The sequence below is a fragment of the Bacillus sp. 7_6_55CFAA_CT2 genome (assembly GCF_000238655.1).
GTDB lineage: Bacteria > Bacillota > Bacilli > Bacillales > Bacillaceae_G > Bacillus_A > Bacillus_A cereus.
Map to the genome: position 1 here is coordinate 39,468 of NZ_JH414715.1, position 23,541 is coordinate 63,008.

Here is a 23,541-nt window from a genome sequence, read left to right on the forward strand (position 1 = left end):
GGTGAGAAGAGGTCAAATGATAATAGGGGCTGTAGCGTGTTTAATTGCGAGTATGTCATGGGGAGCGATGTTTCCAGTTGCTGATCATGCGCTAGAATACATAGATCCATTTTATTTTTCGCTTATTCGCTATGGAGCAGTGGCGATAATGCTGATTGTATTGTTGTTAATGAAAGAAGGAAAACAGGCATTTCGTTTAGAGGGAAGAGGAAAGTTACTCGTCTTTTTTGGAACGATGGCATTTACAGTATATAATGTCCTCATATTTTTAGGGCAAATGTTGATGGGTAAGTCGGGTGTAATGGTAGCTTCCATTATGGAAGCACTTATGCCGATGATTTCTATTTGTATTTTATGGGGATATAAGCATATAAAACCGAAGAAGTATACGATAACGAGTATGGTTATTGCTTTTGTAGGAGCTGTGTTTGTTATTACAAAAGGTGACATGAGTTTCTTTGTAACATTGAAAGATAATATGTTCCCAATAGCATTTATATTTATTGGTGTTATAGGTTGGGTTATTTATACGATGGGTGGTCAAACGTGTAGTGATTGGTCAACATTACGTTATTCTACGTTGACGTGTGTATTCGGTACGACTGTTACAGGAATTATAACGGTAATTATTACGTGGCTTGGATATGTTTCAGTTCCTAGTATGGGAACGATTTCTATTGTAAAATATGATTTGTTATTTATGATGACATTGCCAGGTATTGTAGCGCTACTTGCTTGGAACTACGGTGTGAAAATTTTATCATCCATTAATGGGATTTTATTTATTAATTTTGTACCAATTACGACTTTAGTTATTATGATGATGCAAGGGTATCAGATCACAATGTTTGATATTATAGGGACTGTACTTGTTATTGCAGCACTTATTCGCAATAACGTTTGCCAGAGAAAAGAAGAAAATATAAATAATAGAGTTTTACAAGAAGAACAATTACGTCAAGCTGTTTAATAGGCAAATGGAGGATTTCACATGTTAGAAAGTTTATTGTTTTTCTTCGCCGTCGGAGTTGCCTGTGAGCTTGCAGCAATTAATCGAAATGGTCGTAAAAAGATAAAACAACAAGCTGAGCTGATACAGCTTTTAAAAGAGTTGAAAGAAAGAAAAAAATAAAAAGACGACCGGGCATAGACGGTCGTCTTTTTCTATATAAAGGGGAAAGGGGACACAAAGTTATACAAGCGTAGCAGCGTAAATAAAAGCAGTAAGAAGAAGAGAGCCGCTAGCTAATCCGAAAAAGTCTAATTTGTTAAAAGTGATGTTATTCATAATACATTCTCCTTACTTGTTTAATGTAGAAGCAACAGCTTTTGCATCGAAAAGAGCCGATAATACCATACCTATTGTATTTAAGAAATTGTTCGTTTTCATTTTGTTTATCATATTAATCGACTCCTTTTCGAATAATTGTTGCCCTGTTTCTGACTTAATTGTATGAAATATAGTAAGAAGTAACTATCGAATTAGCTTACAAGAAAATTACACTTTTGTAAGAATTGAAATTTAACAATTCATACTTATTTTTATTACCAACTCCTAAAACTTAGTGTTATAATTGTTGTAAGAATATGATTATACTTCGGATGTTTAGAAAGGAACGAAATAAATGTATAAACCAATTACATTTTTGTTGAAATATATATTTAAAACAGCTGGGAAAGTAGAAGTGCAAGGAAGAGAAAAGCTACCAGAAGGTGGTCCGTATGTTGTTGCGTGTACACATACAAGTTTTATGGATGTATTAATGTTAGCTACAGGGATGTACCCAACTCAAATTCATTACATGGCAAAAAAAGAATTATTTGAAGGGAAATTCAAAAATTGGTTCTTTAAAAATGTAAATGCATTCCCTGTAGATCGTGCGAATCCAGGACCAAGTACACTTAAAATTCCATCACGTTTATTAAAAGAAGGAAAGGTAGTAGGGATTTTTCCGAGTGGAACAAGATCAGCGGAAGATGTTTCATTAAAAGCGGGTGCTGTGACAATTGCGATGCGTTCTAATGTTCCGTTAGTACCAGCAGCTTATGTTGGTCCATCAAGTGTAAAAGAATTAATAAAGGGGAAAAAGGCACAATTGATTTTTGGAGATCCAATTCAAATTGAGGGTGGAGAACAAATAGATCGAAAAACCGTTATGAAAATGATGACAGATCAATTAAATGAGAAGTTTGAGGAGTTAAAAGAAGCTTTGCAATCAAATCAAAAATAAGAAAAGACGACCGGGCATAGACGGTCGTCTTTTCTATTACTATTTATAATAAAGGGGAAAGGGGACACAAAGTTATACAAGCGTAGCGGCGTAAATAAAAGCAGTAAGAAGAAGCGAGCCACTAGCTAGTCCTAAAAAATCTAATTTGTTAAAAGTGATGTTATTCATAATATATTCTCCTTACTTGTTTAATGTAGAAGCAATAGCTTTTGCGTCGATAAGAGCGGAAAATATCATGCCCATTGTATGTAAGAAATTGTTCGTTTTCATTTTGTTCATCATATTAATCCGCTCCTTTTCGAATAGTTGTTACCTTGTCTCTGACTTAATTGTATGAAATGTTGCGGAAATTCACTATCGAATTAGCTTACAGAAAAATTACACTTTTGTAAGAGAAACGAATGAAGGTGTAATGATAAGAAGATTTGACATATGTTCATGAGATTCATTAACTTAAAGGTAGAGGTGAGTGTATGGCTAATATTAAAGATATTGCAAAGATGGCGGGAGTTTCAGTTACGACTGTTTCGAGAGTGTTGAATGATCACCCATATGTAAGTGAAGAAAAAAGGAAAGCGGTTATAGAGATAGTTGAGAAATTGAATTACTCGCAAAACGCAAATGCTGTTCATTTATCAAAAGGAAAAACGAATATTGTTGGTGTGATTTTACCTTATATTAATCATCCGTGTTTTGATGCGATGGTGAGCGGAATGATGGAGACTGCGTTAGCGCATAATTACAGGGTGCTACTTTGCCAAACGAATTATAATAAAAAAGAAGAAATGAAAAGTTTACATATGTTAAAAACAAAACAATTGGATGGTCTTATTATTTGTTCACGTGCAAATGATTGGGAAACGATAGAACCGTATGCTTCTTACGGCGCAATAATTGCTTGTGAAGACAATGATATTTCAAACATCTCAAGTGTATATACGAATCATTCAGCGGCCTTTCAATTAGGAATGGATTATTTGATTGAGAAAGGTTATAAAAAAATTGGTTATTGTACGGGAAGAAAATTAGGGCCGAGTAGTCAAAAGCGTTTTGATGTTTATAAACAGCAATTACAATCTATAGACGAAGAGGTTAATGAAGAATGGATTTTTACAGAATGTTTTACACTAGAAGATGGTGTAAAAGTGGCTCATAAGTTAAAAGAGATGCAGGATCTTCCTGAAGCATTAATAGTAGCAGGTGATGAAGTTGCGATTGGGGTTATGACAGAGGTTGAAAAATTAGGGATTCAAGTTCCTGAGGATTTAGCGATTATTGGCTTTGATAATCAACCTATCTCGCAAGTGTTACAATTGACAACTATTGATCAAAATTTAAAGGAGATAGGGAAAACTGCTTTTGAAATGTTGCATAGAAAAGTGAATGACGAGAGTTCTAAACAAGAAAAGCTGGAAATTCCATACGAACTTGTGGAACGCTCTACGGTTTAATTTTAATCCGTTATGTGTATAATCGCATAACGGATTATTTTTTTGAAATATCTTTGACAGGAAACGCGTTTCATACTTTATAAAGGAGTTAAACCGGTTTGTAATAATCCATGGATTCTTTTCAAGTGTTAATGCAATGAATAGAATTTGGAGGAATATGCATGAATGAACTTTTATCGAGTATGAAAAAGTATGTAGATGATGATGAAAAGATTCTGGCTTTTGTGGTAGGGATATTTAAGAAGGATAATTTTATATTATCGTATCAACATGGGGTTTTTGTTGCCACTACTAGACGTCTCCTTTTTTACGGGAAATTCCCGTACTATTCTTCAATATTTAAAGAGTATTCATATTTGCATATAGATAACATAGATTTTCATCCGTATTTTGAATTTACTTGTAGTCATGAAAGCATTCGCGCTAAGTATATTCAGAAAGGGAATGTGGAGCAATTTGTCCGTGCAGTTAGGGCAAATATGAATAATTAATCAACCCTCTGTTTAAACATAATATTTCAATTTTTAAGAGGGAAAATGCGGAATAAAAAACCACTTCTAAACCTCTAGGAGATAGTGATACAATGTCAAATGGGGGGGGTATGAACTATGGTTAATCAACGTATAAAGGAAATAACACTAATTACAATTGGTTCATTATTATTCGCAATTGGTATTAATTACTTTGCAATTCCAAACCGTTTATCGGAAGGTGGAATTATTGGTTTAACGGTTGTTACGTACTACTTATTTGATTGGTCACCAGGAATTGTGAACTTTGCTATAAATGCAATTTTACTAGCTATTGGTTATAAATTTTTTGATAAGAAAACAATGATTTATACAATTTTAGGGATTGTAGAAACATCTTTGTTTTTATACGTTACAGAACATATTGAGTATCATGTAAATAGTGATACATTATTAGCGGCTTTATTTGCTGGTTTATTTGTGGGTATTGGATTAGGCTGTATGTTCAAAGCCGGAGGTACATCGGGAGGATCAGCAATCTTAGCTCGGTTAGCAAATCAATATTTAGGTTGGAGTGTAGGTAAAGGCGTACTAATTATTGATATTGTTGTAATTGCTGGTTCTGTATTTATAATAGGGCAAGAAAAGGCAATGTATACACTTGTAGCTGTGTTCATTGGAGCGAAGGTGATTGATTTCATTGTAGAAGGAATGGACACAAAAACGGCTGTTACGATTATTTCGAATCAACCAGATTTAATTCGTGAAGCTATTACGAAAAATATGACACGCGGTGTTACTGTATTAGAAGGGCGCGGCGGATATACTGGTAAAAATAAAGAAGTTTTATATGTTGTTATTAATAAACAAGAGCTTGTTAAGTTAAAACAAGTTATTAGCCGGGTAGATGAAGATGCTTTCGTTGTTATACATGATGTACGTGATGTACTTGGCGGTGGCTTTAAAGCAAGCTAAAAGGTGAACGAGTAAATTCGTTCACCTTTTTTAATTCTTACAAAAATGTAAGTGTAATGTAATGAGATTCAATAGTAGATTTTATTCCCCCTTTTTAAAATGGATGTATATATATCCTGCAGAGGAGGAATGTTTATTATGAAGAAAAAAATGATCACTACTATAATAGCGATGATAGTGATAGTAGTAATGTTACTGCCTACGAAACTTGGACCGGTTATCGATAAATATAATCCATTTTATAAGACGAAAGAATACTATACGGTTGTGAATACAATTGGTCAGCATATTGGTGATGAGTGGTATGAATATGAATTTATTGCATTCGATGAACGTGGTAGAGAGCAGAAAATAAAGAAAACGGTTAAGCATATGTTAAAGAGAGATGAAGCATTAAAGGTTTTTGCGAAAGGACGTTACGGTGAATCGATTGAAGAGATTGAGGTTGCAAATATTCCTATAAATGCGAAGAGTAAACTTTTAACGATGAGATAGTGAAATATACCCCCAGCTATTTTTTGTCGAAAATAAAAATACTAGGTAAGGGTATTTTAGGGGTTAGCAAAAAAGCTAGTCCATATAGACTAAGGCTTTTTTATTATATAAAGGGGAAGGGGGTACATTGTAGTAGCATGGGTGAAAGGTATAAGAAGAGTAGCTACTAGCAATGCAATTTGGTTATGTGATTGTTCTTCTTATTTGGCTTACTTTCTAACTTTATTGTACGAAATATAAGTAAGGGAAACTATCGAATTACATTACACATAACTTACAAACATGTAAGTCTTCTGTAATGTAATTCGATAGTTAAAAGATAGTAATTTTCATATAGTGTAACTAGAAAGTCTTAATGTATTACTTTCTGTTTGTAATGAAGAATGAAAAACCAACTAATTTTTAATAATCCTCATCTGAATAAAGATGAGGATCCTTTTTTAAACCTTACAACATTGTAAGGTTTACGTAAGTTAATTCGATAGTAAATTTGTCATATTTTTTGCATAATAGATACAGATAGAAAAATAATTAGGGATCTAGTAAGAAGGGAGAAAAATGGGATGCGTAAAGAAGAAGTAGTGAAGTTACCAATTAAAGATTTCTGTAGCTACTTTACTGTTGCCGTAGTGTGTATTGGATTATTTGATATCATAACAAACTTAATTGTTAAATAATATAGATGATAAAACAAGAAAGGAAGTCCTTTCTTGTTTTTTTTATGGGGGCATAAAGATGAAATGGATTGATAGTCATATACATGTTGATCAATATAAGGATGAAGAGAAGAACAGATTACTGAAAGAGGTGGAAAATAGTAATGAAATAAAGGGGTTTATTGCTGTATCTATGAATTATCAATCTTGTAAGGAAACGTTATCTTTAGCTAAGAAGTATCCCTTTATATATCCAGCGATAGGGTTTCATCCAGAGCAACAGATTCATAAAGAAGAGTGTGAACAGATTTATAAACTTATTGAACAGAACGCAGAGGAAATTGTTGCGATTGGTGAAGTAGGTTTGCCCTATTATTTGAGGAAAGAAGATGAAAGCATTGCTGTAGATCCATACATAGCTGTATTGAAAAAATTTATAGAACTAGCTAGTAAGTATAATTTGCCGATTATATTACACGCAGTTTATGAAGATGCTGACACTGTATGTGATTTGCTAGAGAAATATAAAGTTTCACGTGCACATTTCCATTGGTTTAAAGGAAGTGATGAAACAATGAAACGGATGATGAAGAATGGTTATTATATTTCGATTACACCGGATGTTTTACATAAGGAGAAGATTAGAAAAATTGTTTCGTATTATCCGCTTGAATATGTGATGGTAGAAACAGATGGACCGTGGGAATTTCAAGACGATGTTATGACGCACCCGAGAATGATTCGAGATGTATTAAAGGAAATTAGTGTTATAAAAAACATATCTGTTGATCAGGTTGCAGAAACAATATATGAAAATACCATTCGATTTTACCCCGCTATTTGCCGGGGATTAAGACCCTGACTGATTAAGGTTTCGCTTTATTTGAAAGGATAGGAGAGGTACTCTTATTCTTTTTATTATGGATATTTTTTCTAATTTTTTCTATAATTTATGATATGTTTAATTTGATGAAAGAAGTAGGGGAGAAAATGGGGAAAGCACATAAAAAAATAGCTATTACAATGATGATCGGTGCACTTTCAGTTGCAGCGTTTGGTTGTGAAGCAGAAAAGAAGGCTATAAATCCCAACGCAACGCAAGAAAGTAAAGAAGAACAAATTGATCCAGTAGTTGAAAAACAGATGAAAGAAACTGAAAAAAACGGGAATTCGGTTGGAAACAGTTCTAATAAAGGGAAGATGGCAGAGAGTAATGGATGGGTTTACTATGCGGTAAATGGTGATAAAAATACAGGAGGCATTTATCGTACGAAAGATCAATTTCAGACTTCGGAACGTGTAGTGGAAGGTGTAAATGCTTCTTACATAAATATAAAAAACAAAGCTTTATATTTTATTCATACGGATGAAGAGAAGAATGCGGGATTATCTTCTTTAATGAAGTATGATATATCAAATAAAAAGTTAGATACGTTAAAAGCGGATACAAATTATGTTTATATAAAAGATCAAACTTTATTTTATCCGAAAAAATATTCTGAGCATGGTGGTTTTGATATTGTAGGGATCGCAAAAATCAATTTGAAGACGGGACAGGAAGAAGAAGCGGCATTTAAAAATTCTGGTTGGTCTCGAACGATAGATGATAGTATTCTACATTGGAATAAAAATCGTGGAACACAAATGACAAAAGATAATAAAACTTGGTCAAAAGAAAATTATGCAACAATATCTAGTGCTACGTATAATAATGAAAAATTATATGCTGTTGTCGACTTTTCGTTACCTTTTGAAACAAATGAAGCTGAGCATGGCATATATGAAATAGACGTTCAACAAAATAATGAAAAGTTATTGGTAAAGGATGCCTTGCAGATGAATGTGAAAGGGGATACTTTTTATTATTTAAAAAAGGATGGAGTATATAAGAAGAAAATAAATGGTGGAAATGAAAAGGTAATTTATAATAAAGCGGTTGAACCAACTAAATCCTATTTATATTTTGTAGCAGGAGATATGTATCTCTATACGGATAATGGAACTATCATGAATTTGGATACAAAGAAATCAAATGAAGTAAAAGATAAGAAGCTAGCAGATAACGTTATGTTACAGAAAGTATGGAATGCACAGAAGGAACTGACTAATGTTCAAATGGCTGCACTAACAGGAAACCCAAAACGAGTAGGGGATTTTTCATACGGGGAATTAGTGAACCCTATTTATAATAAGAAAGATAATTTAGAGACTACGCTATCTACGTACTTTTCAAAATCATTTATAGCACAGTATATGAAGAGTAAATATATTAAAGAGTTAAATGGAAAAATGCACTATGCTATTGGAGATCCAGGGTCAAAAGCAGCAACTAAATTTACAAAAATTATTTCTGCCGAGTTAAAGGATGGGAAAATAAAAGCGCAGGTAGAAACGTATAATGACTATGATAATGTAACGGAAAAAGTAGAAGTTGAATTTATTTATGAAAATAATCAATGGGTTATTAATAACATGCCACGTTTTGGTTTAAGTTAAAAAAACCACCAAGCAGAATGCTTGGTGGTTTTGTATTAGGATTCTAATTTCTTCGCACGTTTTAATAATAAAAGAAAGACAATGATAACGAACCCCAGTATAAGGAAGAAGCCATATTGCTTTATATAATCAATTATGTCATTCGCACTGGTTGGTTTTTCAACGTGAATGCCGTCTTTATTTGTCGTAATATGAATATCTTTCATTTTTACTTCATTCTTTTCCTTTTGTAAATCAATCCACTCTATATTTGGAATACTTTCTAGATCCTTTAATACTTCTTTTAATGGTTTCACACCTAAGTAAGGATGATAAAATACCCCAATAATCCCATCGGATAATTTAGAAACAGATAGAGCACGTTCTTTCATTTTAGCAATAGTTTGTGGCGTATCTTCTTCAATAAATCCGACTGTTTCAGGCAATAGTTTCATTCCATGTAAAAATGACGGAGTACTTGTATAATATGGTGAGTGCATGGATTTCCAAGTTGTATCATTTAACTGTAGTTGTCCTACATAAGTTGAAAAGTACCTTGATAATATTTCATATCCTTTTTGAGACATCGTGTAATGAGGTGCTTCAAAGGCAACAGGATATAGTTTAGCATCTACAAGTTCTTGAATTCCTTTTTCAATATGATTTTTCGTATATTTTTCCTCGAATTCTTCCCCTTTTTTTACTATATTGGTTATATGCCTCTATATTTGGAAAGTCATCTTTTGTCTTCGGTTTTTCATGCTTCGGTTGGCGAATTGGTTGATCTGTTTTGACATCCCAAAATTCAAAGCCCTCACCTGTTTCACTGTCATAAAATTGGTGAGTATAACCATGCATAATAATTGCTGCACCATCATCTTGCATAGAGCGTAAAAGATCAACTAGTTCTGGTTTATCTTTTAAATGTATTATCTTTCCTGTATCTGGATCTTTATATACCGGAATAACAGTAATCATGTAAGGCATCTTTTTCTCTTTTAGTAATTCAGCAATTTCTTTCAATTGATTTATATCTGCTGCTGGGTGAACATCCTCAAGACGTAAATAAGCTTCAACTTTATTTTTCGTTGGTTTTTGGCTGAAATAAGAAAATAACATTTCACCGACGTAATGAGACATCCAGTCAAAGAGGTTAGGTGTTGCAACATAATAAGATATTTCATGCTGAACGATTAGTGGGTTAGTGTTATTTGAGCTTAAAGCGTTAGCAAGCACAGTTCCATTCGTATCAAATGATTGAATTAATCGTTCCTCTTCTAAGGTATTTTTTAGCTTCTTTTCTGGATATTCAATTTTATTAACTCGTATATTGTCACTCTTCAATGTAATGAAAGAAAAACGCTTAGATAATTGTTCAACATTTTGTCCTAATACTAATACAGGGCCGGAGAAGTTTTCTAGAAATTGTTTCGTTTCATCAGAAAACGCTTCTTTTGTTTCACCGATATAAACAATATGTGTATAGGAGGATACGTTATTAATTGAAGTTGCTTCTTTTAAGTTTTTTACGGTTATATCATTTGTAAAATGTCCTAATTGAGTATTAAGGATTTGGACATTATTTGAAACTTTATCGTCTTGTGTACTATACAAAACAAGTACTTTTGGTTTTGATGATGTTTGTGCAGAGGTGTAGGTAGGGATGAGTAGTAAAATGCTGAACAAGAGTGTTAGGCATTTTTTCATTTTGTACGCTCCTATTCTATATATAGAGTTCAGTTTACAATTATATACAATAAATGCGTTATAGTCTATGAAAGTTACATTTTTGCACGTATTTACCAGCTGTTTTTTCACAAAATCGGTCTAAAGCATGATGATAATACGTATAGTTATTTGCTATGATAAAAGAGTAATAGAATGTAGGTAATTGTAAAGGGAAGGCTGAAAGGGGACAAATTTCAGCGGAGAAAGAGGTAGAGGTAGTGAAGAAATTCTTTGTAGGATTTTTAGTTGTTCTTGGAGTATATTTATATTTCCAAGGAAAGTCTGAAGGAATGGATAAGCTAGTGAATGGAACAAGCTATGTTGATTCAGAAGAAGCAAAACAGATGAAACAAATCATTATAGAGGAAGCGAAGAAAGTAAATCTTCCGGAATGGATACCTCTTGCAATTGCCGAGCATGAAAGTCGATTAAATCCAAGAAGTGTTGGAGATAATGGAACTTCATTTGGATTGTTTCAACTACACCGCGGCGGCGGGCTTGCACCAGAACATTTAACTGATGATGAGCTGAAAGATCCACGTACAAATGCGCAAATTGCAATGCCGCATTTAATGAAAGGATATAAGCGTGGGGTGCAAAAAGGTTTGACTGATTTTGCATTACTGAAATATATAGCGAATACATCTGGATGGCCAGGGAATTTAGGGCCAGAGTGGACGGATAATAACATGAAGTATAACATCGGACTAGAAGATGTGTACTATCGAAATAAAGGTGTAATAAAGTGAAACTTTAATCAGTGGGGGAGTCTGTTCATCCCCCGCTGATTATTAGTCTTCACCAATCGGGCTTTTACGAGCAGTTAATCTTCCGCCTAAATTCTAGCGTTTTCCGGATTTTGAGGTGGAAGTTTTACTGCTCGTTAATGCGGGGTAAAAGAGTAGGTTTTCTATACCTACTCTGTTTTTTTATGAATAATTTCATCCTTTTCTTTCGTGAAATACTGCGTGAGTTGTATTTTCACCTCTTCTAGTTTTGTAGAAACTTGCGGTATTTTATATCCTACATACAATGGTGAAACGACAAATCTAGGTACAACTTTACAAATGATTTTTCCATTTAAGTAATAGAAGAATAAGTTATAACTACTGCATCCTTTATGGAAATCTATCAGTATGTAACGTACAGTTTGCTGAATGTAATTTGCCATTTCATCTATATATGAAATATTATCAATGATTATATTGAATTCAGTGAAGCCAATAATGGGACGCTCTGAAATATTAAGCTCAATGCGTTCATTTTTTTGAACAATTACCCCTTGAAAATTTTCTTCTTCAATATTTTCAAGATAATCTACATATTTCATTCCGATAATTTGCATGTGTGCATGATGCAAACTTCCACCTGAAAATGGACCGTGATTTTTGTATAAAATTACAGATGCAAATTCTTCGTTCTTCTGTAAGTGTAACCAATGTTGAATAGAAAATTGCATTAATTTTCGCATATGTTCTTCTGTATATGTTGCGATATGATCTTCGCAATTATCCGTTTCAATCAGCACCGTTTGAAATGTATCTTGTAATGTAGGAAATTTATTTTTTAACCAAATAATAGAACCATCAGTTGCTAAAATATCCGTTAAATGTTCTTTATCGCAAAATGGACATGCAGCGCTTCTATTCCGAATACTTTCTGGTTTTTGTTTACCGATATCGTTTAAAAAATATAGTTGTTGTGTATCCATTTGTATATATGCCCCTTTAAAATATGTGTAAAAATCCCGCTTAATACATTCGGGAAAAGGAGAAGGAAATCCTCTAAAGACAATATGGAAAAAATAAAAGACAAGATATCCTCATTACGATAGGGTACCTTGTCTTTTATTTTTTCTCTAATAGTGTGTATGGATAATATAGAACATTTTCATTGTTTTTCTTTTTTCTATTTTTTATTGTGTATAAAGTGATTGCTGTGCTTGCAATTATAATAATGGCTTTCTTCATATTCATATACCCCTTTTTATTGTTGGTTTAATTCTTGGCTAACTGCTTTTGCATCGACTAAAGCGTGTAAAATCATTTTCACCATGTTCATCATATTTCTTCACTCCTTTTTATAGTTCATTTAGTTCTTTTACAACTGCTTGTCCGTTCACTAATACCTCAAAGATTGCTTTTACGATTTCTTTCATCATGTTTGTTTCCTCCTTGTGTTTGTCACTCTTGTTTTACATCTTTATTGTATAGGGAGGCATCTTTTCGTACTATCGCTTTCCATTACGTGAACATAACAGTTTTGTAAGATTTGATGTCACTTATTGAAATGTTTAGTCTATCTTCATTATTTTCAGAAAAATGACTATTCAAACATGAAATTGGAAAGTATAATAAAGAAGTAAGTATTAAATTCCGTACGAAAGGGGTGAATGAGATGAAACGTTCTTTAGCTGCGCGTGCCAAATTTTTAGATTTTATCTATTTTTGTCGTGCGATTTTTCATGATGTAGTTGTTAACGGGATACGTATGCCCTTTTTTAACAATTGCATAGTGACTATTGAACGATAGAAATCTCTTCACCCATTTTTAATAAACGTGTGAAAAGGGAGCTATTTGGCTTCCTTTTTCTATGCCGAAAACCATGGGGAATGTTTCTTTCTCATGGTTTTTTATATTGAAAGGAGTACGGAAAATGACTATTTGTAGTGTAAATAATGTAACGAAATCTTTTGGTGGAAACATCATATTTGAAAATATATCGCTTGAAATAAAGAATGGTGAACGTGTTGGGTTAGTTGGTCGTAACGGTAGTGGGAAGACAACAATCTTTGGGCTTCTAACGGGAATGGAGAGTTTGGATGCAGGAGCCATTCATATGAAGAAAGGTACACGTATTGGTCATGTCGCACAAATTCCGAAGTTTGATGAGGCCATGACTGTATATGATGTATTGAGTTCCGCTTTTAAAGTAGAAAAGGAATTAGAAAAAGAAATGCATGCTCTAGAAAAAAATATGGCGGAGGAGCAGGAACAATCTTCTTTGAAAAAGCTAATGGAGAGATACGGAATAATTCAAGAAAAATTTGCATTTCTCGGTGGTTATGAAATAGAGGCAAATATAATGAAGGTAGCAAATGGCTTACAAGTAACAGACTTATTTCCAAGAGTATTTACGGAATTAAGTGGAGGAGAACAGACGAAAGTAAGCCTTGCATATATGCTATTGCAGAAACCAGATTTACTTCTATTAGATGAACCAACAAATCATTTAGATTTGTTTGCAGTTGAATGGTTAGAGAAATTTTTAAAAGAATATAATGGAACAGTTATGGTTATTTCACACGATCGTTATTTCCTTGATGAAGTTGTAACGAAGATTTTTGATTTAGAAGATGGAGAGATTCACGTGTATCATACAAACTATTCTCAGTTCGTTGAGGAAAAGGAAGAACGGTTGCTTCAGGAGTTTCAAGCTTATCAAGAACAGCAAAAGAAAATAAAGAAAATGAAAGAAGCAATTAAGCGACTACGTGAATGGGCAAATCAGGCGAATCCTCCGAATGAAGGATTGCATAAGAGAGCGAGAAGTATGGAACGTGCACTCGAGCGCATGGAAAAACTAAAGAAACCTATTTTAGAGCGAAAACAAATGGGACTTCAGTTTGAAGGCCAAGAGAGAAGTGGGAAAGATGTTGTTGTAATGAAAGAAGTGAGTAAAGGATTTGCTGACCACCCCTTATTTAACGAAGTGAATTTACATGTTCGTTTTCAAGAGCGTGCGGCCATCGTTGGTCGTAATGGTACAGGAAAGACAACGCTACTAAAATTATTATTAGAAGAAATAGAACCAGACGCGGGAGAAATTCGAATTGGTAGTAGTGTGAAAATCGGTTATTTATCACAGCATGCGTACGGAAATATGAAGAGTAATGTATTAGAGGCTTTTAGAGAATATGTAGCTGTAACAGAGGGAGAAGCGAGACATATATTAGCTAAGTTTTTATTTTATGGTCCAGCGGTGTTTAAGAAAGTAACGCAGCTGAGTGGTGGAGAAAAAATGAGGTTAAGACTTGCGCAACTTATGTATCAAGATATCAATTTTTTGATTTTAGATGAGCCGACAAACCACCTCGACATTGAATCAAGGGAAGTTTTAGAGGAAGCTCTTGAACAATATAATGGAACGATTTTAGCTGTTTCACATGATCGTTATTTTTTAAATAAGTTATTTGAAAAGACGTATTGGATTGATGAGCGTAAATTATTTGAGTTTGCAGGGAACTATGCATGGGCTCGTCAAAAGTGGGAGGAAAAGCTCGAGAAACAAGTAACAAAGCAGAAGCACCAAGGAAGAAAAGGTGTGGAAACAGCTCCTGTAAAAAAGAAAGAATCTAGGAATGTTGAAGAGATCGAAACAGAGTTAATGCATGTAGAAGAAGATATATATACACTTGAGTGTAAGATGGAACAAGTAGTTGATGTTGAAATGCTTGAACAATTGTATGAGGAAAAAACGAAGAAAGAGTTGTTACGAGCAGATTTATATAATGAATTAGAGAATATGGTGGAGTAATGAGTAGAAAGCCACTTCCTTTCAGTTTTGCTGGAGGAAGTGGCTTTTTTCATAATGATATTTTGCTTTAAAGGTTAAATGAAGCGATGTGTTTCACGTGAAACAGTAAATTAGATAAATCCATTTTCCTCAATTTGCATAGTTTGTGAAACATATGAAAATGATAAGGTGAAAAATAAATGTCATTAGTGGTTTTTCGATAGGAGTAATTACAAAAACAAAGGCTAATTATTTCCCGAGAGATAAAGTGAGGGCTTTTACGGGCACCCCGACCCTGACCTAACTTATTTTGCTTTCGCTGAATTTTGAGGTGGGGGTCTTACTGCACGGCAAATAGCGGGATAAATATGTGTAACAGAGACTAGTGAATGAAAACAAAAAGAGAGCAAAGTTACAGCTTTACGCGCTGAACTCTGCTCTCTTTTTGCGTGGCATCTTCTCTCGTTGAAATTATAATAGCGATCCCGAGCATGATAAAAAAAGCTAAAAAGAGGACGAACTTTGGGAAGAACGGGAATAGTAATAGCGCTCCGACTATCATAAGTGTTAATAATACGTAGTGCAGGACGTATTGGAATAGGTTGTCCATATTTTCGCCCCCTTTTTGGTAATTGGTTATTAGTATTCTATGTTTCATGCTGAAGGAATAGAAGTGAATTTTTAATTTTTTTATAAGAAATAAAAGAGAGCGATTGAAGAGTTTATTTCAACAAGTAAACGAAATTATGATGGATATTATAATCAGAAAGTAGATGAATTAGCTAAGCAAGCATTAGAAACGTTGGATATTGAAAAGCGAAAGGAAATTTATAAAAAATTATATCAAGAGTTAAGCGAAGCCCCGCCTGTAATCTTCTTGAATAATAGCAAAATGGTGTCTACACATCATGCACGAATTCAAGGATTATAAGAAGGTGACTATAACGGAGTTTTATTAAGTTTACCTAAATTAAAGATAGAATAATAATTTTAAAAAAATTCTTGAAATATTTATTTAGAAAGAATTGACAAAATATAACTGAAGATATAAGCTAATAACCATAAAGTCTACCGGAAAAGTCGGAATAAGATTGTTACCCCTCAAAAACATCTATTTTTTTACGATTAAAACCGACTTTTCCGATTGGCTATAAAATGTTGCTGTGGGAGGCATACATAAGGCAAGCAGTTCATAAGGTTTAATTATTAAAAAAAGAAAAGTTAGGGTGGGAACAATGAAGAAAAAGACAAAAAAATGGGCTGGTGTATTTTCGGTATTACTGAGTAGTTCGCTTGTGTTATCTGCTTGTGGGGGACAGGAGGATGCGGCTTCTACAGAGCCGGTTAAACAGCAGGATTTAAAAAGTGTGAAAATTGAAAAGATTGCTGCGACAGATAAAACGAAAGTGCCAGACAAGGCGAAGAATAGAAAAGATACGTTAGTAGTTGGTATTAGTAAGCCAGGCGGCGTATTTTTACCATACTTTCAACAAAATGGTTGGGATGGAAACGTAACTTCAGTTATTTTTGCATCTCTCGTATCAACCGATAAACAAGGGAAACCAATTCCAGAATTAGCTGAGAAGTGGGACGTTTCTTCTGATCAGTTAACATATACATTCCATTTACGTAAAGATTTGAAATTTAGTGATGGATCGCCATTAACGGCGGATGATGTAGCTTTCACATTGACGCTTTTACATGATAAGGCATATGAAGGTGAAGTAGATATCTCTCAATATGCCGTTAAAGGTGGTAAAGAATATAAAGAAGGAAAAGCAACTTCAATTGAAGGTATTCAAGTTGTTGATCAACAAACAATTAAAATTACAACTGAAAAAGTGAATTCACAAGCTATATTTGTTTTAGGAGGTACAGTACTATCAAAAGCTTATTATGGAAAAGATTATAAGCAAAATACAAGCTTAGATTACTTAAAAGATTTATATGGAAAGCCATTAGCTGCGGGTCCATATAAATTTGAAAAGTATATTCCAGGTCAAGAAGTTCGTTTTGTAGCAAACGAAAATTATTATGCGGGTAAACCAAAAATTCAAAACTTTATTTATAAAATTACTTCTGGTGATACGAAGCTTCAGTTATTCCAAACAGGAGAAGTTGACCATACTGGCTTAGGTACCGGTGATGAGGTTCTTGAACAGGCTAAGGCTTTAGAATTCGCAAATATCCAAATCGAAACAGCGCCGTCATTTAGTTATATTTATATGAATAATAATAAGCCTTACTTAAAGGATAAAAAGGTTCGCCAAGCACTTATTTACGGATTAGACCGCAAAAAATATGTTGATACAGCGTTAAAAGGATATGGTACAGTAGCCAATGTACCAATTCATCCAACTTCTTGGGCTTATACGGAAGAAGGAGTTAATAAATACGAATATGATAAAGAAAAAGCGAAAAAATTATTAGATGAAGCAGGGTGGAAAGTTGGTTCGGATGGAATTCGTGAAAAAGATGGTCAAAAATTAAAACTTTCTTATTTCGGTCCAAGTTCGGCTAAAGATAGTGATTTATTAATTCCGATTGCGAAAGAGAATTATAAAGAAATAGGTGTAGAGTTTAATCCTGAATTTATGGACTTTAATACGATGCTTTCTAAGGTAAACAAAGGAGATTATGATTTAGCTTCTGTTTCGACACCGATTACAAGTGACCCGAGTGAAACAGCTGGTGAATATTTGTCTACTGCAAATGAAACTAGTCTTGGTTATAAGAATGCAAAAGTAGATGAGCTAATTCAAAAAGGTATTGAAACTGTAGATATCGAAAAGCGTAAACCTATTTATAAAGAATTGTATAAAGAATTAAGTGATGATCCACCAGTAATTCTATTAAACTACCGTAGAACAATTACTGGTTATAACGGGAATATAAAAGGAATTGATCCCGAAAAGTACAACAGTATTAGTGCAAACTTACCAGTATTATCATTTGAAAAATAACGATAAGAATGTATAAGTAGAAGACATTTTTTCATTCGGTTAGTAATGTGCCGCTTTGAAAAAATGTTCTTCTATTTTAAGCATAAGATTGGAGAGAAAAAGGGTGAAAACATATATTGTTCGTAGGTTGTTACAAATGATTCCTACACTACTTGGTACATCAATTATTATCTTCGTCCTGTTCGCACTTCTTCCTGGGGATTATATTGATTCAAACCCGAAAATTACACCGGAAAGAGCAGCTGAACTGAGGGAATTATATGGGTTGAACAAACCGATTGTTGAGCGTTATTTTCATTGGTTAGGTAATGCATTGCAAGGGGACTTTGGCTTCTCGCTTCAATATCAAGAGCCTGTAACGTCATTATTAAATAAATTTATTTGGAATTCTTTTAGTGTAGCAATTATTGCATTGTTTTTTATTTGGCTAATTGCACTTATTATCGGTGTATTCTCGGCGACGAAACAACATTCTTTATTCGATAAACTTGTAACAATCGGTGTTTTTGCAGCAATGTCATTCCCTTCATTCTTTATCGGCTTGTTTTTAATTAAGGTGTTTGCGGTTGACTTTAAGTTATTACCGATAGGTGGAATGATTGATGTTGGCAGTAATTCAACAGGATTTGCTTACGTGATAGAAGTTGCAAAACATATGATTTTACCAGTATTTATTTTGACACTTCTTGGGGTCGGCTCGCTAACTCGGTATTTTAGAACAAGTATGTTAGAGGTTGTAAGACAAGATTACATACGAACAGCAAGAGCGAAAGGTTTGAAGGAGAAGACGGTTATTTATAAGCATGCATTAAAAAATGCAATATTACCAGCAATTACGTTATTAGCATTTGAATTACCGGGATTGTTTTCTGGGGCAATTATTATTGAACAAATTTTTAACTGGCCAGGGATTGGTAATATTCAATTAGAAGCATTAAATTTCCGTGACTATACAGTATTGATGGCATTTACGATGTTTCTTTCTTGTTTAACAATCGTTTCAAACTTTTTAGCAGATATCGTATATGCAGTTGTTGATCCAAGAATTAGGTTGAAGTAAGGGGGGAAAGAAATGGAGACTGTTACAGTAATTACAGAAAAAAAAGAAAAAAAGAGCAGAAGCGAATCATCACCATGGCGACAAGCTTTTAAAAAGATAAAGAAAAATAAGATGGCACTTGTAGGGTTTTATGCATTAATTTTTATGTTTTTATTTTGTTTTATCGGTCCGTTCTTTTCTCCATATGCATCAGGGAAAATACAAGTTGCGCTCATTAACAAACCACCTAGTGTTTCTCATTGGCTTGGTACAGATCAATTAGGAAGAGATATTTTAACAAGGCTTATGCAAGCGGGACGTATTTCATTAACCATTGGTTTAGCTTCAATGGTTTTATCGGTTATACTTGGAGCTTTATTAGGAGCGATTGCAGGTTTTTATCGTGGGATTGTGGACAATATTATTATGCGGCTTGCAGATATTTTAATGTCAATGCCAGGATTACCGTTACTTATTATAATGGGTGCGATTTTATCAGAGTGGAAAGTACCGTCTGATTATCGTTTGTATGTCATTATGATTATTTTAAGTCTAGTAGGTTGGCCAGGGCTTGCACGCCTTGTAAGAGGGCAAATTTTATCACTTAGGGAGCAAGCATTTATGCAAGCTGCGGATGTGTTAGGAATAAAAGATTACCGGAAAATTATATATCACTTAATACCTAATGTTTTACCCATTTTAATTGTTGTATCCACATTAGGTGTTGCAGGTTCTATTTTGGGAGAATCCGCACTAAGTTACTTAGGTCTTGGAGTCGTTCCACCTACACCATCATGGGGGAACATGATTAGCGCAGCTAACTCATTAATCGATTTCCAAAAGCGTCCATGGTTATGGATTCCGCCCGGTTTTGCAATCTTTATAACAGTTGTATCAATTAATTTACTTGGTGATGCACTTCGTGATGCGTTAGATCCAAAGATGAGACGGTAGGTGAGAAGATATGAGTAAAGCGGTAGTAGAGCTGAAAGACTTACAAACACATTTTCAAACTGACGAGGGGACAGTAAAGGCTGTGAACCATGTTAGCTTTGCGGTTCGAGAAGGGGAAACAGTTTGTGTAGTAGGAGAATCAGGTTGCGGAAAGAGTGTAACAGCTTTATCTATTATGGGGCTTATTGCTGAATCTGGTAGTGTAGTGGGTGGAGACATTTTATATGAAGGAAAAAGTCTTTTAGGAATGAAAGAGAAAGAACTTCGTAGTTTACGAGGCAATGATATTGCAATGATTTTCCAAGAACCGATGACATCGCTAAACCCCGTCTTCACTGTAGGGGAGCAAATTGTAGAAACGTTAAGAGAGCATGAATTACTTAGTAAAAATGAAGCATATAAGAAGGCAATTGAGTTAATTCGTAAAGTTGGCATAGCCCGCGCTGATGAAATCGTCCATTCTTATCCGCATGAACTGAGCGGTGGGATGTTACAACGTATTATGATTGCTGTTGCGCTTAGTTGTAATCCTAAGTTATTAATTGCAGATGAACCAACAACAGCTCTTGATGTTACCATTCAGGCTCAAATATTGGATCTACTAAGACAAGTGAAAGAAGAATTTAAAACGTCGATTTTATTAATTACACATGACTTAGGTGTCGTAGCGGAAATGGCTGATTATGTTGTCGTTATGTATGGCGGGAAAGTTATTGAAGAAGCCCCAGTACTAGAGATATTCCAAAATCCAAAACATCCTTATACGAAAGGATTATTGAAATCAAAACCAGTAATGGGAAAACGAATAGATAAACTATATTCTATTCCAGGGCAAGTTCCGAATTTAGTTGGTTTAGGTGAGTTTTGTTACTTTAGTGGGCGTTGTGAGCATTGTATGGAAATATGTGAAAAAGAAGCCCCAAATCTAAATGTAAATGATGAAAATCATAAAGTAGCTTGCTGGTTATATGAGGAGCGTGCGGAACAATGAGTGAACCATTATTAGAGGTGAAAAACCTAAAAGCATATTTTCCAATTAAGGGTGGCGTATTTAGTAGAACAATTGGGCATGTAAAAGCAGTTGATGGAGTAAGTTTTACTATTAATAAAGGTGAAGTGTTTGGTCTCGTTGGTGAATCAGGGAGCGGGAAAACAACAATAGGAAAAACAATTTTACGCCTCGTTCAAAAAACGGAGGGAGAAGTGAAGTTTAAAGGGAAAGATGTTCATTCTTTATCCAAGGATGAATTAAGAAAACATCGCCCTAATATGCAGCTCGTTTTCCAAGATCCATTTAGTTCATTAAATCCGAGAATGAGAATTGGAGAAGCGCTTGGAGAGCCAATGTTGGCCCACGGATTAGCGACGAAAGAAAATGTTCGTGAAAAGGTAATTGAAGTATTGGAGTTATGTGGATTAGCTCCTTATCATATTGACCGGTATCCCCATGAGTTTTCTGGTGGACAACGTCAGCGTATCGTAATCGCAAGAGCTATGGTATTAAATCCAGAATTCATTGTAGCTGATGAACCTGTGGCGGCACTAGATGTATCTATCCAAGCACAAATTATTAATTTATTTAGTGAGTTACAGGAGAAAAAGGGATTATCTTATTTATTCATTTCGCATGATTTAAGTGTAGTAGAACATTTATGTACGAAAATCGGAATTATGTATTTAGGTACGATTGTGGAGACAGCACCGCGTGATGAGTTATTTACCAATCCGCTACATCCTTATACGAAAGCATTGTTATCAGCTGTTCCAATACCAGATCCAACAGTGAAGCGAGAGCGAATTATACTAGAAGGGGATATTCCAAGTCCAGCAAATCCACCTTCGGGCTGTCGTTTTCATACACGTTGCCCATTTGCAACGGATGTTTGTAAAAAAACAGTACCAGAATTCCGTAATGTTGGTGCAGAGCATTTTGTTGCTTGTCATCACGTATAAAAAAGGACTCTTTCAGAGATTGAAAGAGTCCCTTTTTTTTATCTACTAGATGAAGTTTGTTTCAATACAAATTGCTCGATTGCGTGAGCAACACCATGTTCATTGTTTGTTAGTGTTACAACATCACATAGCTTTTTTACATCTTCTTCAGCGTTGCCCATTGCAACAGATAAGCCTGCTACTTCTAACATTGGTACATCATTAAAATTATCACCAATAGCAACTGTATCTTCAATTGGGATATTAAAATGAGCTGCCATCTGCTGTATCCCGTTTCCTTTATGTCCATTCTTATCCATAATTTCTAAGTTAGTAGGAGCCGATGCTGTAACCATAATATCAGCATCTTCTTGTAATATACTTAATAGCTGTGCGCGATGCGCTGCATTAAACGTTAAAATGAAGAATTTAGATATTTCTAGTTCTTGGTTATTTACAACATCTTCTATTTTTTTGAAATCAGTAATTAGGTTCGATTTCTTTTGTTTTTCTGTAATTCGTTCAAGTTCCTCTAATGTAACATCAAGCGCATGCTTATTTTCTTCGAATGCTTGCATCACTTGATCTTGCCATGTATATGGAGAATAAACTCCTTTATTTGTATATAGCTTATATGGGAAACCTTCAGATTCTAGTAATTTTGCAAGTTTGTACACTTTGTCGTTTTGTATACAACGCGAGTTAATTACTTTTCCATCCACATAAACAATAGCCCCATTGCTTGCTCCGACTGGAAGAGATAATTTATATTCTTCCAATAGCTTTAAAGCATCCTCTTTCGCACGACCAGAACAGATCATTACAATATGACCGGCTTCTTGTGCAGTTTGGATTGCTTGTAGGTTTTCTTTGGAGATTTCAAGATTAGATGATAGTAGTGTACCATCCATATCTAATGCGATTAATTTCAAAATGACCACCTCTTTGTTTTTATTATACATAGTTATATAGAGGAAACATATAAACTTATCTTGGAAAGACGGTATTTTATCTCATATTAAAAGTAAGTAAAGATTAGATAGGTTTAGTGGCACTAAATAAACAATTTGCAACAAAAATAGAGAGGAATATGACTACATTTCACTTTATGACTGTAATGTTACACGAATGTTACAAACGTGAACTTAGTGAAAAACGCATTAAATAAAGGTTTTTGAGGGTTATTATAAAAAAACGTAAAAAAGTGTAATAAATTTTACGTAATTATATTGCAACGTAATAATAGTTATGTTACATTAATGTTACAAACGTTACGTTATTAAATTCAATGTAACGTTAACATAAAAACTATGAAATAAACATTTCTTAGAAATTACATATAGATAACTTATAAAAAGGGAGGATAAATGACATGAAAGAGCAAGTATTACAAGTAACAAAAGGTGACTTCGTAGGATCAGCAAGTGGAGCGGTAGTATTAACAGCATTAATCGTATTTTTATCAAGCGTATTAGTATAATAGAAGTTTTGTAATAAAAGAAAAAGGGAGGAGAATGAAAGATATGAAAGAGCAAGTATTACAAGTAACAAAAGGTGACTTCGTAGGATCAGCAAGTGGAGCGGTAGTATTAACAGCATTAATCGTATTTTTATCAAGCGTATTAGTATAATAGAAGTTTTGTAATAAAAGAAGAA

General features: G+C 34.0%; 25 protein-coding genes and 2 pseudogenes. 20 read left to right on the forward strand and 7 right to left on the reverse strand.

Translation table 11 applies throughout. The features are described from left to right. Position 1: 1 nt before the first annotated feature. Complete coding sequence (locus tag HMPREF1014_RS26835; RefSeq protein ID WP_009327647.1) at positions 2–970, forward strand: DMT family transporter; 969 nt, start codon at positions 2–4, stop codon at positions 968–970. Between the two features lie 21 nt (positions 971–991). Further along, entirely contained in the window at positions 992–1,132 is a 141-nt protein-coding gene (locus tag HMPREF1014_RS26840; protein ID WP_000894063.1) for a YrzO family protein, read from the forward strand. A 60-nt stretch (positions 1,133–1,192) separates the two neighbouring features. Here HMPREF1014_RS26840 and HMPREF1014_RS30905 read toward each other — a convergent pair whose 3' ends face one another. After that, positions 1,193–1,288: a DUF3948 family protein gene (locus HMPREF1014_RS30905; protein WP_001059995.1), complete on the reverse strand. Its 96-nt coding sequence runs from the start codon at positions 1,286–1,288 to the stop codon at positions 1,193–1,195. A 337-nt stretch (positions 1,289–1,625) separates the two neighbouring features. Here HMPREF1014_RS30905 and HMPREF1014_RS26850 point away from each other — a divergent pair, with 337 nt between their 5' ends. Next, on the forward strand, positions 1,626–2,231 hold the full coding sequence (locus HMPREF1014_RS26850; RefSeq protein WP_000277780.1) for a lysophospholipid acyltransferase family protein: 606 nt from the start codon (positions 1,626–1,628) through the stop codon (positions 2,229–2,231). A gap of 72 nt (positions 2,232–2,303) precedes the next feature. Here HMPREF1014_RS26850 and HMPREF1014_RS30915 read toward each other — a convergent pair whose 3' ends face one another. After that, a complete protein-coding gene (locus tag HMPREF1014_RS30915) occupies positions 2,304–2,399 on the reverse strand; it encodes a DUF3948 family protein (RefSeq protein ID WP_001060007.1) in 96 nt (31 codons plus the stop codon). Positions 2,400–2,704: 305 nt separating this feature from the next. Between HMPREF1014_RS30915 and HMPREF1014_RS26860 the strand changes: the two genes are divergently transcribed. From HMPREF1014_RS26860 to HMPREF1014_RS26890, 6 genes are all read left to right on the forward strand, one after another. Continuing rightward, positions 2,705–3,682: a LacI family DNA-binding transcriptional regulator gene (locus tag HMPREF1014_RS26860; RefSeq protein ID WP_001273904.1), complete on the forward strand. Its 978-nt coding sequence runs from the start codon at positions 2,705–2,707 to the stop codon at positions 3,680–3,682. A 161-nt stretch (positions 3,683–3,843) separates the two neighbouring features. Then, the gene (locus HMPREF1014_RS26865) at positions 3,844–4,173 is read left to right on the forward strand and encodes a PH domain-containing protein (RefSeq protein ID WP_001004248.1); all 330 of its coding nucleotides are present in this window, start codon (positions 3,844–3,846) and stop codon (positions 4,171–4,173) included. Positions 4,174–4,290: 117 nt separating this feature from the next. Continuing rightward, a complete protein-coding gene (locus HMPREF1014_RS26870) occupies positions 4,291–5,127 on the forward strand; it encodes a YitT family protein (protein ID WP_000248040.1) in 837 nt (278 codons plus the stop codon). Between the two features lie 138 nt (positions 5,128–5,265). Continuing rightward, on the forward strand, positions 5,266–5,622 hold the full coding sequence (locus tag HMPREF1014_RS26875) for a YxeA family protein (protein WP_000728422.1): 357 nt from the start codon (positions 5,266–5,268) through the stop codon (positions 5,620–5,622). 735 nt (positions 5,623–6,357) lie between these two features. After that, a complete protein-coding gene (locus HMPREF1014_RS26885; protein ID WP_000871061.1) occupies positions 6,358–7,140 on the forward strand; it encodes a TatD family hydrolase in 783 nt (260 codons plus the stop codon). 128 nt (positions 7,141–7,268) lie between these two features. Next, the gene (locus HMPREF1014_RS26890; protein ID WP_000513543.1) at positions 7,269–8,774 is read left to right on the forward strand and encodes a DL-endopeptidase inhibitor IseA family protein; all 1,506 of its coding nucleotides are present in this window, start codon (positions 7,269–7,271) and stop codon (positions 8,772–8,774) included. 35 nt (positions 8,775–8,809) lie between these two features. Here the strand turns inward: HMPREF1014_RS26890 and HMPREF1014_RS26895 are convergent. Then, a pseudogene (locus tag HMPREF1014_RS26895) lies at positions 8,810–10,460 on the reverse strand (DUF2334 domain-containing protein). A 239-nt stretch (positions 10,461–10,699) separates the two neighbouring features. Between HMPREF1014_RS26895 and HMPREF1014_RS26900 the strand changes: the two are divergent. After that, complete coding sequence (locus tag HMPREF1014_RS26900; RefSeq protein ID WP_000713248.1) at positions 10,700–11,230, forward strand: transglycosylase SLT domain-containing protein; 531 nt, start codon at positions 10,700–10,702, stop codon at positions 11,228–11,230. A 167-nt stretch (positions 11,231–11,397) separates the two neighbouring features. Here the strand turns inward: HMPREF1014_RS26900 and HMPREF1014_RS26905 are convergent, their stop codons facing one another. Further along, positions 11,398–12,192 (reverse strand): DUF4931 domain-containing protein, encoded by a 795-nt coding sequence (locus HMPREF1014_RS26905; protein WP_002004289.1) that lies wholly within the window; start codon positions 12,190–12,192, stop codon positions 11,398–11,400. A gap of 136 nt (positions 12,193–12,328) precedes the next feature. Further along, the gene (locus HMPREF1014_RS26910) at positions 12,329–12,457 is read right to left on the reverse strand and encodes a hypothetical protein (protein WP_001998915.1); all 129 of its coding nucleotides are present in this window, start codon (positions 12,455–12,457) and stop codon (positions 12,329–12,331) included. 421 nt (positions 12,458–12,878) lie between these two features. Between HMPREF1014_RS26910 and HMPREF1014_RS32330 the strand changes: the two genes are divergently transcribed. Continuing rightward, positions 12,879–13,013 (forward strand): RAxF-45 family protein, encoded by a 135-nt coding sequence (locus HMPREF1014_RS32330; RefSeq protein ID WP_000830643.1) that lies wholly within the window; start codon positions 12,879–12,881, stop codon positions 13,011–13,013. Positions 13,014–13,137: 124 nt separating this feature from the next. After that, positions 13,138–15,018, forward strand: coding sequence for a ribosomal protection-like ABC-F family protein (abc-f, locus tag HMPREF1014_RS26920; protein ID WP_000150886.1), 1,881 nt, complete (start codon positions 13,138–13,140; stop codon positions 15,016–15,018). A gap of 391 nt (positions 15,019–15,409) precedes the next feature. Here abc-f and HMPREF1014_RS26925 read toward each other — a convergent pair whose 3' ends face one another. Further along, positions 15,410–15,607, reverse strand: a complete 198-nt coding sequence (locus tag HMPREF1014_RS26925; RefSeq protein ID WP_000369263.1) for a hypothetical protein — start codon at positions 15,605–15,607, stop codon at positions 15,410–15,412. 102 nt (positions 15,608–15,709) lie between these two features. Between HMPREF1014_RS26925 and HMPREF1014_RS30930 the strand changes: the two are divergent. The 6 genes and pseudogenes from HMPREF1014_RS30930 to HMPREF1014_RS26950 all read left to right on the forward strand — a co-directional run. Next, positions 15,710–15,928, forward strand: a pseudogene (locus HMPREF1014_RS30930) (ABC transporter substrate-binding protein); the annotation flags it as partial. 304 nt (positions 15,929–16,232) lie between these two features. Continuing rightward, positions 16,233–17,960, forward strand: coding sequence for an ABC transporter substrate-binding protein (locus HMPREF1014_RS26930; protein WP_000730665.1), 1,728 nt, complete (start codon positions 16,233–16,235; stop codon positions 17,958–17,960). Between the two features lie 103 nt (positions 17,961–18,063). After that, positions 18,064–19,020 (forward strand): ABC transporter permease, encoded by a 957-nt coding sequence (locus tag HMPREF1014_RS26935; RefSeq protein ID WP_000860748.1) that lies wholly within the window; start codon positions 18,064–18,066, stop codon positions 19,018–19,020. 12 nt (positions 19,021–19,032) lie between these two features. After that, positions 19,033–19,953: an oligopeptide ABC transporter permease gene (opp4C, locus tag HMPREF1014_RS26940; RefSeq protein ID WP_000451080.1), complete on the forward strand. Its 921-nt coding sequence runs from the start codon at positions 19,033–19,035 to the stop codon at positions 19,951–19,953. Positions 19,954–19,963: 10 nt separating this feature from the next. Beyond that, positions 19,964–20,944: an ABC transporter ATP-binding protein gene (locus tag HMPREF1014_RS26945; protein WP_000030767.1), complete on the forward strand. Its 981-nt coding sequence runs from the start codon at positions 19,964–19,966 to the stop codon at positions 20,942–20,944. Further along, positions 20,941–21,906, forward strand: coding sequence for an ABC transporter ATP-binding protein (locus HMPREF1014_RS26950; RefSeq protein ID WP_001294484.1), 966 nt, complete (start codon positions 20,941–20,943; stop codon positions 21,904–21,906). Before HMPREF1014_RS26945 ends, HMPREF1014_RS26950 begins: the two co-directional genes overlap by 4 nt. Positions 21,907–21,944: 38 nt before the next feature. On the opposite strand, the gene HMPREF1014_RS26955 is transcribed toward HMPREF1014_RS26950, so the two are convergent. Beyond that, positions 21,945–22,817, reverse strand: coding sequence for a Cof-type HAD-IIB family hydrolase (locus HMPREF1014_RS26955; protein WP_000766422.1), 873 nt, complete (start codon positions 22,815–22,817; stop codon positions 21,945–21,947). 440 nt (positions 22,818–23,257) lie between these two features. On the opposite strand from HMPREF1014_RS26955, the gene HMPREF1014_RS26960 reads away from it, so the two are divergent. Then, positions 23,258–23,365, forward strand: coding sequence for a DUF3948 family protein (locus HMPREF1014_RS26960; protein WP_000664237.1), 108 nt, complete (start codon positions 23,258–23,260; stop codon positions 23,363–23,365). Between the two features lie 34 nt (positions 23,366–23,399). Then, on the forward strand, positions 23,400–23,516 hold the full coding sequence (locus HMPREF1014_RS26965) for a DUF3948 family protein (protein ID WP_000654250.1): 117 nt from the start codon (positions 23,400–23,402) through the stop codon (positions 23,514–23,516). Positions 23,517–23,541 lie beyond the last annotated feature (25 nt).